Origin of the sequence: Pleomorphomonas sp. JP5 (genome assembly GCF_023721815.1) — a bacterium.
Lineage (GTDB): Bacteria > Pseudomonadota > Alphaproteobacteria > Rhizobiales > Pleomorphomonadaceae > Pleomorphomonas.
Genome location: NZ_JAMDLI010000007.1, coordinates 668,344 through 685,936 on the forward strand (window position 1 = coordinate 668,344; position 17,593 = coordinate 685,936).

Sequence of the window (17,593 nt, forward strand, 5' to 3'; positions counted from 1 at the left end):
AATCAACCATGTGCGTGTCCGATTCCCGCTCTGAGGGCCTTCAACCGGTAAATGGCCTCGAGCGCCTCTCGCGGGCTGAGTTCGTCGGGCGCCAACGCGTCGATCGCCGCGAGCAGTTCCGCTTCCGCCGGGTCGGGCGCGACCTCGGCCTGTGCCGACGGAGCGGGATGACGGGCGAGGGAGAACAGCGGCAAGTCGTCCAGCATCGACGCGGCGTTGTTTCCGCCGGATTTCTCTAGCTCGGCAAGCACCGAGCGTGCCCGCTCGATCACCGGACGAGGCAAACCGGCAAGCTTGGCGACCTGAATGCCATAGGAACGGTCTGCCGAGCCAGGCACGATCTCGTGCAGGAACACCACGTCGCCGCGCCATTCCTTCACCTTGACGGTAGCGTTGACGACGCGCGGCAGGCGCTCCGAAAGCGCTGTCAGCTCGTGGTAGTGCGTCGCGAACAGCGTCCGGCAGCGATTGGCTTCGTGCAGATGCTCGATGGTCGCCCAGGCGATGGAAAGGCCGTCATAGGTGGCGGTGCCGCGGCCGATCTCGTCGAGAATGACGAAGGAGCGCGGCCCTGCCTGATTGAGAATGGCCGCCGTCTCGATCATCTCCACCATGAACGTGGAACGGCCGCGCGCCAGATCGTCGGCAGCGCCAACACGCGAGAACAGCCGATCTACGGCGCCGATATGCGCCGATCGGGCCGGCACGAAGGAACCGATCTGGGCCAGCACCGCGATCAGCGCGTTCTGCCTGAGGAAGGTCGACTTACCGGCCATGTTGGGGCCGGTGACCAGCCAGAGCTTGCCGGCGGCCTCGCCGCCGACGTCGCAGCCGTTGGCGACGAACGAGCCGCCGTCCTCGCGCAGCATCTGCTCGACCACCGGATGGCGGCCGCCATCGATGCGGAAAGTGAGGCTGTCGTCGACACGGGGCCTGACATAGCCCTCGGCGGCAGCGAGCTCGGCGAGCGCCGTGGCGACGTCGAGCGCGGCCAGCATGTCGGCGGCTCGCTTGATGGCAGTCCCGGCTTCGATGGTCATCCGGGCGAGTTCGCCGAAGACGGAGAGCTCGACGGCCAAGGCTCTCTCCGCCGCGGAGGCGATGCGTCCCTCGAGCTCGGACAGCTCGGTGGTCGAGAAGCGCATCGCGCCGGCCAAGGTCTGCCGGTGAATGAACAGCCGGTTGAGCGGCTCGCTCGTCATCGTCTGGGCGTAACTCGGCGCCACCTCGATGAAATAGCCGAGCACGCCGTTGTGACGCACCTTCAATGACTTGATGCCGCTTGTCTCGGCGTAGGTCTGCTGCAGGGCGGCGATCACCTGCCGGCTTTCGTCGCGCAGGGCGCGGGCCTCGTCGAGGTCGGCACGGAAGCCCGGTCGCACGAAGCCGCCGTCACGTTTGAGGAGAGGCAGTTCATCGTCGAGTGCCTGGTTCAGTCGTTCCGCGAGGTCGCTCGGTGCAGCTTCGAGGCCGTTGGCGATGTGGTCGATTTCCGGTCCGGCGCGGCCGGCGTTGCGAAGGTCGCCAGCCAGCTGGGCGGCGGCGGCCAGCCCGCCGGCAATGGCGGCGAGATCGCGGGGACCGCCACGGTCGAGACTGATGCGGGTAAGGGCGCGCGCCATGTCCGGCACGCCGGCCAGATCCCGGCGAAGCCTGGCCCGGAGTGTCGTCTCCGAGAGAAAGAAATCGACCGCGTCGAGGCGGTCGCGGATGGCGTCGGGATCGGCGAGCGGCGCGGCGAGACGATCGGCGAGGAGGCGGGCGCCGGCGCCCGACACCGTGCGGTCGATGGCGTGAAGCAGCGAACCGCGTCGTTCGCCGGATAGCGTGCGCGACAGTTCGAGATTGGCTCGGCTGGCGGCATCGATGGCCAGGGCGCCGCCCAGGCTTTCGCGGGTGGGCGGATCAAGCAGCGGCCGGCTGCTGACCTGCGTCTTGTCGACATAGGCGACGATGGCGGCGGCGGCGGTCAGCTCCAATCGGGAGAAGCTGCCGAACGCATCGAGCGAGGCGACGGAGAAGAAGTCGGCGAGCCTGTGTTCCGCGGTCGCCGCGTCGAAGAAGGCGCGCGGCAGCGGCACCACGGCGTGGCTTGCAGCCTTGAAGGTCTGGCGTAGGTCGTCATCGTCGAAAAGACCGTCGGCAGCCAGAAGCTCGCGCGGTTCGATGCGGGCAAGCAGGGCCGGAAGGGCGGCGGCGCTTGTCTCGGCAAGGCGGAAGATACCCGTCGACATGTCGGCCCAGGCGACGGCGAAACCGTCTGCCAGGCTCTCGGTTCCCTTCTGGCGGGCGACGGCGGCGAGATAGTTGGACCGGCGCGCGTCGAGAAGGTTGTCCTCGGTGAGGGTGCCGGGCGTGACGAGCCGGACGACGTCACGCCGGACGACGGACTTCGATCCGCGCTTCTTGGCTTCCGCCGGGTCCTCCATCTGCTCGCAGACGGCAACGCGGTGCCCGAGGGCGATGAGGCGCTGGAGATAGTCGTCGGCGGCATGCACCGGCACGCCGCAAAGCGGAATGTCCTCGCCGCGATACTTGCCGCGCTTGGTCAGCGTGATGCCGAGAGCCCGGGATGCGACTTCGGCATCCTCGAAGAACATCTCGTAGAAGTCGCCCATCCGATAGAACAGAATGCAGTCGGGATTGGCCGCCTTGATCTCGATGAACTGCGCCATGGCGGGCGTCGCACCATCGGCGGTTCGGTCGTCTGGAAGGGCTTGAACGTCGGTCATGGGGGCGGAAGCTAACAAAGCCCGCGACGCTTTTCACCCGGCAAATGACCGACGGTTCAGGTTATCCAGCCCGTCATTCCGGCACGGGCGACGGCCGCGTCAGCACACCCTCGCCGTAGTTGGCCTTGTCGCGGTTGCGATGGGAGCCGAGGCCCTCCGAATCGAGATATGTCCAGATATCCTCCGCCGTCTCGGCGAAATGGACCAGCCCGATGTCCTCCCGATTGATCATGCCGTAGTCGGCCAGCGCGTCGAAGTTGATGACCTTGTGCCAGTACTCGCCATCCACCAGCACGACGGGAATGCGGGTGCCCTTGTGGGTCTGGGTCAGCGTCAAGAGTTCGAACAACTCGTCAAAGGTGCCGAAGCCGCCAGGGAAAACCACCAACGCGTTGGCACGCATGGCCAAATGCATCTTGCGCATGGCGAAGTAGTGGAACCGGAAAGTGAGCTGCGGCGTCGTATAGGCATTGGGCTCCTGCTCGTGGGGCAGGGTGATGTTGAAGCCGATGGTCGGTGCTCCGGCGTCGCGGGCGCCGCGATTTGCCGCCTCCATGATGCCGGGGCCTCCACCGGTGGCGATGACGTTGTCAAAGAAGCCGTCGGTGCGGTTGACCGCGCCGCCGCGTTCGGAGGCAATGCGACCGAACTCGCGCGAGGTGTTGTACCAGCGATTATGCAGGGGATTGCCGTTTTCATGGACGCGGGCCGAGCCGAAAACCACGAGCGTCGAACGGATGCCCCAGGCCTTCAGCGTCTGCTCGGCTTTCGAGTATTCGAGCATGAAACGGACGCCGCGCATCGAGTCCGAAAGAAGGAATTCGTCGTCGATAGCTGGCAGGACGAAGGCCTTGGAGGTCTTCTGGGCGGTGTTGTCGGCAATGTCGGTCATGAGGTCAGTCCAGGATTTCCGGCCAGAAGCGGCAATTGGGAGGATAGGGATCGGCATCTTAAGGAACGCTGAAACACGGCCGCACTGTGGCACGAAGGCGTCTAGGGAAAACTGCCGTCCGCGTGGGGACCGGTGCTAGGGGATATAATCATTCCCGAATCAATCCGTTCGCTTCATGGAAAGGCGCTTGAACCGACGGCGGCAGCTGGAGCTTAAACTGGACGAAGACCTGACGATCGAAGAGGACCTCCATTCCCAGGTGCCGGATGCCGTCGCGTCCTCCCGCCTCGATGCTGCGCGCCTGCTGCTTGCGCAGGGGGACTGGGTTGAAGGCTTTGTCGATTTTGGGCGCAGGGCCTTTGCGTCCCCCTCCGATCGGCCACTCTGGAACGGCGCACGCTTGCCGGCGGCCCGTCTGATCGTGCTCGCCGAGAACGACGAATGCGACACGCTTGCCTTTGCCCGCTTTCTGCCCGAACTCGCCGCTCGCGTGCTGTCTCTGGCGCTTGCCGTGTCCGCCGAACAGGTGGAGCGGCTCATGCCCTTCGCCGGTGCCTTTGGCGGGGTACCGTTCGTCGATCAGACCAAGTTGCCGCCCCACGATTTCGTTCTGCCGCTGGCGTCCGCGCCGATGGTGCTTGGTCTGTCACCGGATGAGGTGCCGCCGCCTCGTCTTGCTGGGCGGACGCGACGGAATGGAGGGGCGATTGGCCTGGCTTTGGCATCTTCGCCCTGGGGCTCTAGCGCCGGGGCAGTTCCGGAGGGCATCGTCGCGGCGCTTCGTCAGGCTTTCCCGGACAAACGATTGGTGGCGCTCGATCCTAAAGCCGCCTTGCAGTTGGGCGACAACGCTGTCGTAGCCGATCCCGACAGGCTTGCCGACCTTGAGCTCGTTGTTGCCACCGACGGTCCTGTAGCCCACGTCGCCGGCGTCGTCGGCGCACCACTCTGGCTGCTGCTCGATGACGCTCCCCACTGGATGTGGGGGCGTCACGGGCTCTTCAGTCGGTGGTATCCGACCGCGCGCCTCTTTCGCGCCGATGGTCCGGGGTGGCGGGGCGTGGCCGATCAGCTCGCGGGGGAAGCCAGAGCGCTTGCCGGTCCTGGTCTTTCCAGCATCGCTTCCCTTGATCGTCTAGCCGCCGCGGCAGAAGGCGTCGAGGGGGAATCGGCGGCTCGCGCCGCCCTGCCGTTTGCCGCCCGTTTGGCCGCGCTCGAGCCCACAGCCCCTGTCTCATGGGCGCGGCTTGTCGGACTGTTGCTCCGCCTTGGCGACATGGACGACGTCGATCGGGTGTTGGGCGCCGGCCTGTCCGCCGGACCGCGCCATGCGCCCCTGCTGCTGTTTGCCGCGCGTCGCGATCTGGAGCGGGGCAAACCCACCGCGGCTCTCCAGCGGGCCGAGCTGGCATTGGGCGTCGGCCCCACCTCGACGGATGCGTTGACGACCCGCGCTGCCGCCTTCGTGGAGCTTGGCGAGCTCGCCAAGGCGGAGTTCGCGTTTCGCCAGGCAGTGCAGACGGCACCACGCCGGGCCAGCCTTCTGGTTGCCTGGGGGGAAATGCTGAGAAAACTAGGAGACGTTCGCGGCGCTTCCAGGGCGTTTGAACGGGCCGTCATCCTTGGTGATGACGCCGACGCCCGTCTCGGTCTCGGGCGGCTCGCGGACGCCGCCGGGGAAACCGGGCTGGCCCTGCACTTCCTGGGGTCTGCCTTGGCTCGCGATGACAGCCATACCGAGGCGGCAATGGAGTTTGCGCGCATTCTTGCCGCCGCCGGTCGTGTTGGCGAGGCCATCGGTGTTCTGCGTCGCCTCATCGTTCGTCGATCGTCGCCTCCAGCTCGCGCCTTCCTTGGAGAGTTGCTCCTGGCGTCGGGAGACTTTGCTGCCGGTCTTGCCGAGTTCGAATGGCGCAACGGCGAGGCCCACACCCTTCCGGAGGCGACCGATCTCGTCGACAGGAGCGTCGTTCTCGTTGCCGAAGGCGACGTCGGGGTGTTGCTTCGCTTTCTGCGGTTCGTCCCGATGCTCAAGGCGTGCGGCGCGGCCAGTGTTCGCATTGCCGGAGCGGCCGAGTTGGCGCCGGTGATGGCTGCTGTCGGTGGCCTGGATGGAGTGGGAGAGCCGGAAGAGGGCGACCTGATCCTGCCGATGATGAGTGTACCGGCTCTGCTTGGTCTCACCGTCGACGACCTGTCGGTTTCGCACGCGTATGTTACGGTCGACCCGGTGGCCGTCACGAATGCGGCCCGCGCATTCGCCCATCTCGACGGCTTTCGTGTCGGTTTCGCGCTTGACGGCCTGGGGGGCGCCGATGCCGCGACCCTGGCCACCATCTCCGGTGCCGCGTTCGTTGCCCTCGACGCGGGAGCGGCGGCGCGCTTCCACACGGCATGGCCGCTTGCCGCCGATCAGGTCGGCCTCGACAGAGTTGCCGCCGCACTGCCCAATCTCGACGTGGTGGTGGCCATGTCATCGAGCCCGATTGCCGCTTTGGCTGGCGCCATGGGACGGCCCACCTTCGTCATCGGGCCGGACCGCGATGATTGGCTCTGGTTGGAGAAGGACGGGCGGACGCCCTGGTTCGCGGCCACTCGTCTCTTTCGTCGGCGCCCCGGCGACGAAAAGGGCGCTTCGCTTTGCCGACTGGCCGACGCACTGACTTCTTTCGCTTCCGGCGACCGAGCCACTCCGTTTCGTGCCGATCCGGCGCCCGTCGTCACGACCTCTCCCGAAAGCGAAACTTTACCTCGTCCCAGCAGCATGCTCGCGCAAGCGGGCCTTGCAGCGTCACGAGGTCGCGACGACTACCGGGCTGCGCTGTTGCTTGGCGACGCCATTGCTGCCGGGGCTCCCGAGCCGGAACTGCGCGAGACGCTGGCCGCCGCGTTTCTGCGGATCGGCGAACGTGAACGGGCTGGACGCCTTCTCGCCGCGCTGGTTGCCGAGGCCCCCACGGCCGATCGGCTCGTCGAACTGTCGGAAATCGATCGTCTGACCGGTCGGCTCGAGGAAGCGCTCGCTCATGCCGAGCGGGCTGTCGAACTGCGCCCCGATCTCGCAGGGGGGCATCGAGCCGTTGGCAAAGCCCAGGTGGTGCTTGGTCGCGCCGAGGAGGCGCTTGCCGCCTACGGTCGCGCCCTGGCGCTGACCCCGGCCGATCCCGAGCTCTTGATGGACGAAGCGGAGGCGCTGCTGATTGCCGGCGATTACCGGAAGGGCTTTGCTCGCGCGGAAATCCGCTGGCAAGCGGCCGAACTGCTGCCTCGTCGCTTCTCGGCGCCACGCTGGACGGGCGAGGACATAGCTGGGCGGACTCTTCTTGTTCATGGCGAGCGCAGTCTGGGGCTCGATATCGCCTTCGCGCGCTTCTTGCCGCAGCTTGCGGCGCGCGGCCCCCGTTTGGTCGTGGAAGTTCGCCCCGCCCTCACCGACTTGTTCAGACGGCTCGATCTCGATGGAGACGTGACGGTGGTCGAACAGGGGCGCCGTCTGCCTCCCCACGATCTGGAAATCCCGCTTCGGAGCCTGCCGAACGTGTTCGGTTTCGACAGGGATGGTTTGCCGCCACCCGCTTGTTTCCGGCCCGATCCCTTGCGGGTCGAGGCCTGGCGCCGGCATTTCGCCGGCAATGACGGACGGCCCGCCGTCGGCGTTTATTGGCGAAACGCCGAAGATGCCGCGCTGCTGGCGTCGCTTGCCGACGTTCGCGACGTTCGCCTGTTTGCTCTCGACCGGCGTGCCGGCAGGGCTTCGCTCGCCCTGCTGCCGAACGGGCTGGACATCGAACCGCTTGGCGATCGGCTTGGTGGCTTCGTCGAAATGGCAGCAGCCATGACGGCGCTCGACGCGGTGATCGCCCCGGTTTCCGCCACCGTCCATCTCGCCGCCTCGCTCGGCCGACCGACGATCGTGGTCGCTCCGGCGGCGACCGACTGGCTTTGGGTGGGAGAGGGCAGTATGCCCTGGTATCCCGACGTCCGTCTGATGCGCCGGGATGGCGATCTCGCCGGTCTTCTCGGTAGTCTCGTTCTCGAAAGGGCGGCGACATGACCGAAACGGTCATCGATCAACTGCTGGCTCGTGCTGCTGCCGCCGAGGAAGCCCACAAGTGGATCGAGGCGGTGGCTCTCTACGAGGTGGCGCTCGTTCGGTCGCCGGACCATGTTCCGGCGATGCTGGGCGCCGCCGCCGCCGCGCGCGCCAACGGCGATCACGCCCGGGCCGTCGTGTTCCTGACGCGCGCCGACCGCACCGCGCCCGGTCGTGCCGACATTTCCTCGGCCCTTGGCGAAGCGCTCACAGCGACCTCGCGCCTGCCGGAAGCGGCCGTGGCTTTCGAACGGGCCCGCGCCGCCAAGCCACTTGATGCCGGTCTCGCCGCTCGCCTTGGTGCCGCCCGTCTCGCGGCGGGCGATGCCGCCGGGGCGGTCTCGGCCTTCGAAGCGGCGTTGCGGCTCGATCCTGCCGAGCCCCGTGCCCTTGGAGGTCTCGGTTCGGCGCTTGCCGCGGCCGGTCGTCCTCTGGCGGCGATCGAGGCATTCCGTCGGGTGGGAGAGCCTCGCCCGCGCGCCGATCGGGCGGCGGCGCTGCTGGCCCTCGGCGACATGGCCGGAGGCTTTGCCGATCTCGATGCCCTCGCCGGCCGTCCGGTTTGGGCGACAAGGCTCCAGGCGTGGGATGGCTTCCCGCTCGACCGTCCGCTTCTGGTCTGGGCCGGCTCCGATCCGCTTGATCTTGCCGCCTTCGCGCCGGCCTTGCCGCTGGCCCGGTCGCTGGTGGCCGATCTCGTGCTGGTAGTGCCAAAGCCCTTCGTTCGCCTGGCCTCCGCGCTGGCCGGGGTCAGTCGCGTCGTTGCCGACAACGGAGATATCGGCGAGGTGATCGACGAAGCGGGCGCGGCGGCGTCGCTTGTCGGCTTGCCGCATCGGCTCGGCCTGACGGCCGGAAGCTTTGCCTCGACCGGTCCGCTGCTTGCTGTCGAGCCCATGCTCGCCGATCGCTGGAGTGCCCGGCTCGATCTCGGGCGCGGGCGGCCCGCCGTCGGCCTTGTCTGGGGCAGCGGCATCGGGCTTGCCGACTTCACGCCGCTTGCCGGCATCGGCGATCTGCGCTTCATAGCCCTCGAACGCCTGCCCTCGGCCATGCTTGCCCGTTCGTCGTCTCCGTCGGGATGGGAGGTCGCCGGCGCATCGGTCCGCATCGAGCATCCCGGCCCCGATTTCGAAGCCGGTATCGATGCCCGGGTAGATTGCGCTTCGCTCATCAGCCGGTTGGATGCGGTGATTGCCATCGAGGGGATGCCGCTTCGTTTGGCAGGCTTGCTCGGGCGCCCCGGTGTTGCGCTCTTGCCGGCGGTGGCTAACTGGATATGGCGGATCGAAGGAAGCAAGACACCCGTCTATCCCTCGCTGTCGTTGTTGAGGCAGGTGCCGGAGGGGGCGCTCGCAGCCTTGCTGCCCGAGGCCATCCAGCGCGTTCGCGGCATGGTTCGCGGCTGAACACCGGAGGAAAATATCACCGAAAACCAGTCGCTTCCGGGAAGCATGTTGCCTCGAAGCGCGTATAGGGTGACATTCGGGGAATGAAATTTTCCAAACTGACCATTCCCTAGGGAATGGTATCTCTTGCCAATTGCACTCGTCCTTTTAGGATTTCAACCTGTCGGGAGATACGGAGGCGCCGGAGAGGCGACCGAAGATTCTGAACAGGTGCGATGCGCGGCTTCGCCAAGGGCTGGAGACTGGAAGCATGAGAGGCTCGAAACGTCTGGGATTACTCGCCGCCATTGTCGCGGCACCCATGGCCCTCGCCGGTCCCGTCTCGGCGGCAACGCTGACCAACGTCTCCTATGATCCGACCCGCGAGTTCTACGAGGCCTACAATGCTGCCTTCGCCGCCCACTGGAAGGCGGAAACCGGCGAGGATATCGCCATTCGCGTTTCCCACGGCGGGTCCGGCAAGCAGGCGCGTGCCGTCATCGATGGCCTGCCGGCCGATGTGGTGACGCTGGCGCTTGAAAGCGACATCAACGCCATTGCCGAGAGAACGGGCAAGATCCCGGCCGACTGGCGCGGCAAGCTGCCTCACAACTCCTCACCCTACACCTCGACCATCGTCTTCATGGTTCGCAAGGGCAACCCCGAGGGCATCCATGACTGGGGCGATCTCGTCAAGGATGGCATCGAGGTGATCACTCCCAATCCGAAGACGTCGGGCGGCGCCCGCTGGAACTATCTTGCGGCCTGGGCCTGGGCGGCCGGTCAGTATGGCGGCGACGAGGCGAGAATCCGTGAGTTCGTTGCCACGCTCTACAAGCACGTGCCCGTGCTCGATACCGGTGCTCGCGGCTCGACCGTCACCTTTGCCCAACGCGAACTCGGCGACGTGCTGCTCGCCTGGGAGAATGAAGCCTTTCTGGCGCTCGACGAGTTCGGTTCCGACAAGTTCGATATCGTGGTGCCGCCGCAGTCGATCCTCGCCGAGCCTCCAGTCGCTGTCGTTGACGGAAACGCCAAGGCCAATGGCGCCGAGAAGGAAGCCCGTGCCTATCTCGAGTACCTCTACTCGGCCGAAGGGCAGACGCTCGCGGCCAAGTTTCACTATCGCCCATCCGAGCCGAAGCTGGTCGATCCGGAGCTCCTGAAAGTGTTCCCCGAGCTCAAGCTGGTCAGCATCGATGATCCGATTTTCGGCGGCTGGGCAAAGGTACAGCCCTATCATTTCGGCGACGGCGGCGTGTTCGATCAGATCTATCGGCCGGGGCGGTGAAGGAAATCGCTGACGGCATGCGTGCCCACAGTGCCAAATGAAGGGATGCCCTTGTGGATTGCGATGACGCTTCCCGGGTTTCTCTCTCCACTGTCCGAACAAGACCTTGCCCCTGGCGAGCCGGGAGATCCGGCCCGCCAGCTTCCCCTGAAAGCGAGGCCGATGACCCTCACCGCGCCCTTTGTCAAGCCGAGCGTCCTGCCGGGCTTTCGCCTGACGATCATCTTCACGCTCCTCTACCTCACGGCGATCGTGCTCCTGCCGCTTGGCGCCTTGCTCTTCCGGGCATCTTCGCTGGGAGTGAGTGAGTTGTTTGCTTTGGCGTTCGACAGCCGTACGCTGTCGGCGCTCGAGCTTTCCTTCCTCACCAGCTTCGCCGCCGCCGCCTTCAACGTGCCTTTCGGTCTGCTGATTGCCTGGGTTTTGGTGCGCTACGACTTCCCGGGGCGTCGCTTCTTCGACGCCATCATCGACCTGCCCTTCGCGCTGCCGACAGCGGTGGCCGGCATTGCGCTGACCGCTCTTTATGCACCGAAAGGCTGGATCGGATCCGTGGCCGCCGTCTTCGGCTTCAAGATCGCCTTCACGCCGTTGGGTGTTTTCCTGGCGCTGGTCTTCGTCGGTCTGCCTTTCATCGTCCGCACGGTGCAGCCGGTGCTTGCCGAGGTCGACCGCGAACTCGAGGAGGCAGCCGCGACTCTCGGCGCCGGACGGCTCAGAACTGTTGCATCGGTGGTTCTGCCCGTGCTCAGCCCGGCCATCCTGACCGGCTTCGCCCTGGCCTTCGCCCGAGCGGTCGGCGAATACGGCTCGGTCATCTTCATCGCCGGCAACATCCCCTACGTGTCGGAAATCGCCCCGCTGCTCATCGTGATAAAGCTGGAAGAGTTTGACTATGCCGGCGCCACGGCCGTGGCTGCCATCATGCTGACGATCAGCTTCGGAACGCTTCTTCTCATCAATCTCATCCAGGCCCGGGCGCGCGCGAGGTATGGTCATGTCTGACGGTTCCATCGCTGCCGCCGTGTCGCTCAAGGAGGCGACATCCACCGGGGGCGTTGCCGCTCGCCTGTCGCAGCGACGTCTGCCAACGGAGGAGGCTCCGTGGGTCAGGCGCCTGCTCATCGGTCTGGCGGTGGGTTTTCTCGGACTGTTCCTGCTGCTGCCGCTGATTACGGTCTTCATGGAGGCCTTCCGCAAGGGAGGAGGCGCCTTCCTTGCCGCTTTCGCAGATCCGGCGGCCATCGACGCCATTCTCCTCACCTTGATGGTGGCAGCCATTGCCGTGCCGGCCAACCTCGTCTTCGGCATTTCGGCAGCCTGGGCGATCGCCAAGTTCGATTTTCGCGGCAAGGCCTTCCTCGTCACGCTGATCGACCTGCCATTCTCGGTATCCCCGGTGGTTGCCGGTCTCGTCTATGTCCTGCTCTACGCCAGTCACGGCCTCCTGGGGGGGCTGGTTCAGTCGGCTGGCATTCAGGTCATCTTCGCCCTGCCGGGGATCATCATGGCGACGATCTTCGTCACCTTCCCCTTCATCGCCCGGGAGTTGATCCCGCTGATGGAGGAACTCGGCGACACCGATGAAGAGGCGGCGTTGACGCTCGGCGCCTCCGGATGGCGCATGTTCTGGACGGTGACCTTGCCCAACGTCAAATGGGCGCTTCTCTACGGCGTGCTACTTTGCAATGCCCGCGCCATGGGCGAGTTCGGCGCGGTGTCGGTGGTTTCGGGGCATATCCGCGGCTACACCAACACCATGCCGCTGCACATCGAGATCCTTTACAACGAGTACCAATTCGTCGCCGCCTTCGCTGTCGCCTCGCTGCTCGCCGCCCTGGCGCTGGTGACGCTCGGCGTCAAATCCTGGCTGGAACACCGCTATGCCGGCGATCTCGCCGCCGGCCATCGCCACTGACGGAGTCCTCGATGGAACTCGACATTCGCAATCTCACGAAGACGTTCGGCAGTACGGCGGCTCTTCATGGCGTCGACCTCAAGGTCGCCTCGGGCGAACTCCTGGCGTTGCTGGGACCGTCCGGCTCGGGCAAGACGACGCTTCTGCGCTGCGTTGCCGGTCTCGAAATTCCCTCAGGTGGGCAGATCCTGTTCGGTGGCGAGGACGCCAGCTTCAAGAGCGTGCAGGAACGACAGATCGGCTTCGTCTTCCAGCACTATGCCCTCTTCAAGCATCTCACCATTGCGGACAACATCTCCTATGGCCTGAGGGTGCGCCCTCGCCGGACGCGACCGTCGGCGGCTGCCATTTCCGACAAGGTTGAAGAACTGCTCGCCCTGATCCAGCTGTCCGGCTACGGCGGCCGCTACCCGAGCCAGCTCTCCGGCGGACAGCGCCAGCGGGTGGCGCTCGCCAGGGCCCTTGCCGTCGAACCGCGCGTGCTGCTGCTCGACGAACCCTTCGGCGCCCTCGATGCCAAGGTTCGCAGGGAGTTGCGTCTGTGGTTGAGGGAGTTCCACGACCGGACCGGTCATACCACCCTGTTCGTGACGCACGATCAGGAAGAGGCTCTGGATCTCGCCGATCGCGTCGTCGTCATGAGCAACGGCAAGATCGAACAGGAAGGTACGCCCGAGGATGTCTACGACCGACCGGCGACCCCCTTCGTGTTCGACTTCATCGGCGAGTCGGTCCGCCTCGACGTCCGGGTCGACAGGGGGCGTCCCTTCGTTGGACAGCAGGAGGTTTCGATTCCAAAGCTGCCGCCGCTCCTCTTCGACGGGCCGGCGAAACTCTATGTTCGCCCCGAGCATGTTGCCTTCCGACGCGACGGCGATGGCCTTTGGGCAACCGTGGTCTCTTTGCATCGCTCGGGGTCGTCGCGCCGCATCGGCTTCCGTGCCGACGGCACCGAGGCGGTGATCGAGGCGTTGACGCCCGCCGACCGCGAGCCGCCTCGCATCGGTGACCGCGCCGCGCTGGAAATCCGCGCGGCAGGACTGTTCTCAGGCTGAAGCGATGGAGTGGGACCGGCGGTATTTGCTACGCTACGCAACCCCTGATAACAGCTATGGTTGGAGCCGTCCTTTGCGTGGGCGCATCGGATTGTGTCGGGGGTACTCGTTCATGCGTTCTCTTGTTGCCGTTGCGGCCATGCTGCCGCTGATCACAGTTGCTCATGCCGAAGATCTACGCTTCGACGTCAGGTCCGGGCGGACCGAGTACAGGGAAATGTACATCTACACGGACAACTGCGTTTCGTCCGGCCAGTTCAGGACCAAGGTCTTGAAGGAGCCGGAACACGGCAAGCTGGTTGTGCGCCGGGAGACATTCATCGCCACCCAACCGCCTTGCCAGGGGCGGAAGTTCGTGGGCACGAAGATCTACTACACGTCGGCCAAGGGGTTCAGAGGCACGGATCATCTGAAAGTCAGCCTGGGTTATGCCGTCGACACGTCCGAAAAGCTCTACACCTACACGACCTATGACGTCACGCTGAACGTCCGCTGATCAGGCGCCGCGCGGCTTGGCCCGACGCGTCGGCTCGGCGGCCAGCGGATCCTCCGGCCAGGGGTGCTTGGGGTAGCGCCCCTTGAGATCCTTGGCGACGTCCTTCCACGAGCCTCGCCAGAAGCCGGGCAGGTCCTTGGTCGTCTGGATCGGCCGGTGAGCCGGCGAAGTGAGCACAAGGGTCAGCGGCACGCGCCCGCCGGCAATGGCCGGATGACGATCGAGACCGAACAGCTCCTGTACACGGATCTCAACGGCAGGTCCGCCGTCTGCCGCGTAGTCGATGGGGACCCGGCTGCCGGTCGGCGCCTCGAAATGGCTCGGCATCAGCCGGTCCATGTCCTGTCGAAGACCATAGGGGACAAGCCGGTCCAGAGCCGCGCCAAGCAGAGCCGCGTCGATGTCGTCGAAACGGGTCAAGCCGTCGACGAACGGGGCGAGCCAGTCGTCGAGCTCCTCGGCGAGCGCGCCGTCGGAAAGGTCCGGCCAGGGCTCGCCCACGGTGCGGTTGAGAAAGCTGGAGCGTTCTCTCAGCCGCCGCTGGTCCTTTGACCAGCCGAGACGGTCAACCCCAACGCGTCGAACGCCGGACAGAAGCGCTGTGACAGTCTCCACGTCGGCCGGCGCGGCCATTGGCTCCTCGGCGAGCTTCACCGCTCCGAGCCGACGGATGCGCCGAGCTCGAACGGCACGGGCCGTCGCGTCGAACTGCAAGGCGGTTTCGGCGACGATCCTGGAGGCAAACAGCGTCTCTATTTCGTCGCGGGAAATGGCCGCGGCCAGTCGGATCCTCGCTCGCTCGGCCTTGCCGGCGAGATCGGCGACCACCAGAAAGTCTTCCTTCGCAAGCCGATCGTAGTCTTCGAGCATGCCGCCACGACCGCTTGCCAGGCGAAACGTACCGCGTTGTCCGCGCGCTTCGGCAACACGGTCGGGATAGGCGAACGAGAGAATGCCGCCGGGGGACAGCGAGATCTTTTGAGCTACCTCGTCCCCTCCGACAAGCTTTGCCCATCTCGCGGCCATGGCGCGCGCATCCGTCGCCCGTCGTCCTCGGTCGGCTTTGAAGCGCTGGAGGCGGTCGGCGAGGTCGGTCGCGTCGCCGCCGAGACCCTGCTCGGTCAGGATCGCGGCGATGTCGGCTGCCATCCGCCCCGCTCCAAGCTCGGCAGCGCGATGGATCATGTGGGCGAGGCGCGGTGGCAGGGGCAGACGAGCCAGCGCCTTGCCTTCCGCAGTGATGCGACCGTCGTCGTCGATCGCCTCGAGGCCGCGCAGCAGCTCCTGCGCCTCGTTCCAGGCCGGCCTGGGCGGAGGGTCGAGAAAGGCGAGCGTGGCAGGGTCTCGAATGCCGACGGCGGCGAGGTCGAGAGCCAGTTGGCTGAGGTCGGCCTCGAGAATCTCCGGCGTCGAATAGGGTGGCAGCGCCGCCGTCTGCCCTTCGTTCCAGAGCCGCCAGCAGACGCCAGGCTCGGTGCGGCCGGCGCGACCGAGCCTCTGGTCGGCCGAGGCGCGGGAGACACGCACCGTCTCGAGTCTCGTCAGGCCAGTGTCCGGTTCGTACCTGGGTACGCGAGAGAGGCCGCCATCGATGACGAGGCGCACGCCGTCGATCGTCAGCGATGTCTCGGCGATCGCCGTGGCCAGCACCACCTTGCGGTCCGGCGGTCGGCAGGGGCGGATGGCGAAATCCTGTTCGGCAGCGGTCAGTGCCCCGTAGAGCGGCGCAAGGCGAACGCCGAGCGGCAGACGACCCTCGAGCCGCTCGGCGACACGCCGTATCTCCGCCTGCCCCGGCAGGAAGACAAGAGCCGAACCGTCTTCCTCCCGTATCGCTCTTAGCGTCGCCTCGGCTACTTGATCCTCGAAGCGGAGGAGAGGATCGCGGTCGATGTGGCGAGTTTCGACCGGGAAGGTGCGACCGGCGCTTTCGACAACTGGCGCGCCGCCGAGGAGAGACGCTACGCGCCCGCCATCGAGTGTGGCGCTCATGACGACGATCCTCAGGTCATCCCTGAGCGCCGCTCCGTCGAGGGCAAGCGCAAGACCGAGGTCGCCGTCCAGCGAGCGTTCGTGAAACTCGTCGAACAGGACCGCCGATACACTCTCGAGAATCGGGTCCTCGACGACCATGCGCGTGAACACGCCTTCGGTAATCACTTCGATCACCGTGTTTGCCGAGATCTTCGAATCCATCCGGACCCGGTAACCGACCGTTTGTCCGACGTTCTCGCCGAGGTTTTCGGCCATGCGCGCCGCCGCGGCGCGGGCCGCAATGCGGCGCGGTTCAACGACGAGCAGCTTGCCCCGACGCCACGGTGCACCGAGCAACGCCAATGGCACCCGCGTCGTCTTGCCGGCGCCGGGGGCGGCGACGAGAACGAGGCGGGGGCTGGTTTCTAGTGATGCGCGGACGTTGTCCAGCACCGCGTCGATGGGTAGCGGCGGCGAAAAACGGTCCGGAATGGAGATCACCTGAGAGCCCGGACCAGCGCCGAATCCGGCCAGCCATCGGCCGGCAGGCCAGCCCTCAACTGGAAGCCTCGCACCGCCTCGCGCGTCCGCTGGCCGAGCTTTCCGTCCTTGGGACCGGCGTCGAAGCCCTTTGCCGTCAGCGCGCCCTGGATGAAGGCGATGTCGGAAGCGCCCAAAGCCTCGACCTTGCCGTTGCCGGCACCGACCGGGGGAGCGCCAGCGAGCCTTGTGGCGAAGTAGGCGGCGGTCGTCGAGTAGACCAGCGACTCGTTCCAGCCGAGATAGACGTCGAAGTTGTGATAGGCGAGGAAGGCCGGTCCGAAGCGCCCCATTGGCAGGTAGAGCGCAGCAAGTCCGTCGGGAATCGAGCCGTTGGCGGCGCGCACGCCCATCGCTTGCCATTCGGCGACCGGCTTCTTGATCGGCAGGTCGGCCAGATCCCACGGCAGCTGGGCGGGGATGTCGACCTCGACGAGCCAGGGCTGCCCCTTCGCCCAACCGAGCGACTGCAGATAGTTGGCGGTGGAGGCCAGAACGTCGGGCGCGCTCTTGATGAGGTTGCGGCGGCCGTCGCCGTCGAAATCGACGGCGTAGCGAAGATAGTTGGACGGCAGGAACTGCGTCTGGCCGAGTTCGCCGGCCCAGGCTCCCTTCATCTCGGCCGGGCTAAGGTCGCCCCGCGCCACGATCTGGACGGCATCGAGCAACTCGTTCTGGAACATGACCGGCCGGCGGCAGTCGTAGGCCAGCGTCGCCAGCGATTGCAGGGTCGGGAAGTCGCCGGTATTGGCGCCGAAGTCGCTCTCTAGCCCCCAGACGGCGACGATCACCTGCGGCGGCACGCCGTACTGAGCCTGAATTCGACCGAAAAGATCGGCGTTCGCCTTGATCTTCTGGGCGCCGACCGTCAGGCGGTTCTTGTTGACCATGCGGCCGGCAAACTCGGCGAACGTCTGCGAAAAGACGCCCTGTCCACGGTCCTTCCGGATCACCGCCGGATCGAAAGATATGCCCGACAGAGACGACCGTACGGCATCGGCCGGAAGACCGGCCTCGACCAGTGTCTTCGAATAGCCCGCGAGCCACGCTCCAAAGCCGTCGCCCTTGGCGCTGCAGCTTGCGGCGAGACCGGACGTGGCGAATGTCGGCAGTCCGAGAACCAACGCTGCAAGGACGGGAACCGAAGACCGCATGAAGACAACCTCCTGAAAGGACTGGACTCGTTGAAACTGATCATAGCGGCATTCGCCGAC

General features: G+C 66.1%; 11 protein-coding genes. 7 read left to right on the forward strand and 4 right to left on the reverse strand.

What is annotated here, in order from left to right:
* Window positions 1-2: 2 nt before the first annotated feature.
* A complete protein-coding gene (gene mutS, locus M4J40_RS10100) occupies window positions 3-2,732 on the reverse strand; it encodes a DNA mismatch repair protein MutS (protein ID WP_251753953.1) in 2,730 nt (909 codons plus the stop codon).
* Between the two features lie 73 nt (window positions 2,733-2,805).
* Window positions 2,806-3,624 carry an LOG family protein gene (locus M4J40_RS10105; RefSeq protein WP_251753954.1) on the reverse strand — a complete coding sequence of 273 codons (819 nt, stop codon included), beginning with the start codon at window positions 3,622-3,624 and terminating at the stop codon, window positions 2,806-2,808.
* 187 nt (window positions 3,625-3,811) lie between these two features.
* Here M4J40_RS10105 and M4J40_RS10110 point away from each other — a divergent pair, with 187 nt between their 5' ends.
* The 7 genes from M4J40_RS10110 to M4J40_RS10140 all read left to right on the forward strand — a co-directional run bounded on the left by M4J40_RS10110 (window position 3,812) and on the right by M4J40_RS10140 (window position 13,865).
* A complete protein-coding gene (locus tag M4J40_RS10110; protein ID WP_251753955.1) occupies window positions 3,812-7,678 on the forward strand; it encodes a tetratricopeptide repeat protein in 3,867 nt (1,288 codons plus the stop codon).
* Complete coding sequence (locus M4J40_RS10115; RefSeq protein ID WP_251753956.1) at window positions 7,675-9,126, forward strand: tetratricopeptide repeat protein; 1,452 nt, start codon at window positions 7,675-7,677, stop codon at window positions 9,124-9,126. The genes M4J40_RS10110 and M4J40_RS10115 overlap by 4 nt, the downstream gene beginning before the upstream one ends.
* A 250-nt stretch (window positions 9,127-9,376) precedes the next feature.
* Complete coding sequence (locus tag M4J40_RS10120; protein WP_251753957.1) at window positions 9,377-10,396, forward strand: sulfate ABC transporter substrate-binding protein; 1,020 nt, start codon at window positions 9,377-9,379, stop codon at window positions 10,394-10,396.
* A 162-nt stretch (window positions 10,397-10,558) separates the two neighbouring features.
* Window positions 10,559-11,401 carry a sulfate ABC transporter permease subunit CysT gene (gene cysT / locus M4J40_RS10125; protein ID WP_251753958.1) on the forward strand — a complete coding sequence of 281 codons (843 nt, stop codon included), beginning with the start codon at window positions 10,559-10,561 and terminating at the stop codon, window positions 11,399-11,401.
* Window positions 11,394-12,314: a sulfate ABC transporter permease subunit CysW gene (gene cysW / locus M4J40_RS10130; protein WP_405030734.1), complete on the forward strand. Its 921-nt coding sequence runs from the start codon at window positions 11,394-11,396 to the stop codon at window positions 12,312-12,314. Before cysT ends, cysW begins: the two co-directional genes overlap by 8 nt.
* An 11-nt stretch (window positions 12,315-12,325) precedes the next feature.
* The gene (locus tag M4J40_RS10135; RefSeq protein ID WP_251753960.1) at window positions 12,326-13,369 is read left to right on the forward strand and encodes a sulfate/molybdate ABC transporter ATP-binding protein; all 1,044 of its coding nucleotides are present in this window, start codon (window positions 12,326-12,328) and stop codon (window positions 13,367-13,369) included.
* Window positions 13,370-13,481: 112 nt separating this feature from the next.
* Entirely contained in the window at window positions 13,482-13,865 is a 384-nt protein-coding gene (locus tag M4J40_RS10140) for a hypothetical protein (RefSeq protein WP_251753961.1), read from the forward strand.
* Here M4J40_RS10140 and hrpB read toward each other — a convergent pair whose 3' ends face one another.
* Together hrpB and M4J40_RS10150 are read right to left on the reverse strand one after the other, a co-directional pair.
* Window positions 13,866-16,340, reverse strand: a complete 2,475-nt coding sequence (hrpB, locus tag M4J40_RS10145; RefSeq protein ID WP_251753962.1) for an ATP-dependent helicase HrpB — start codon at window positions 16,338-16,340, stop codon at window positions 13,866-13,868.
* Window positions 16,337-17,533: a lytic murein transglycosylase gene (locus M4J40_RS10150; RefSeq protein WP_251753963.1), complete on the reverse strand. Its 1,197-nt coding sequence runs from the start codon at window positions 17,531-17,533 to the stop codon at window positions 16,337-16,339. Before M4J40_RS10150 ends, hrpB begins: the two co-directional genes overlap by 4 nt.
* Window positions 17,534-17,593: the final 60 nt, after the last annotated feature.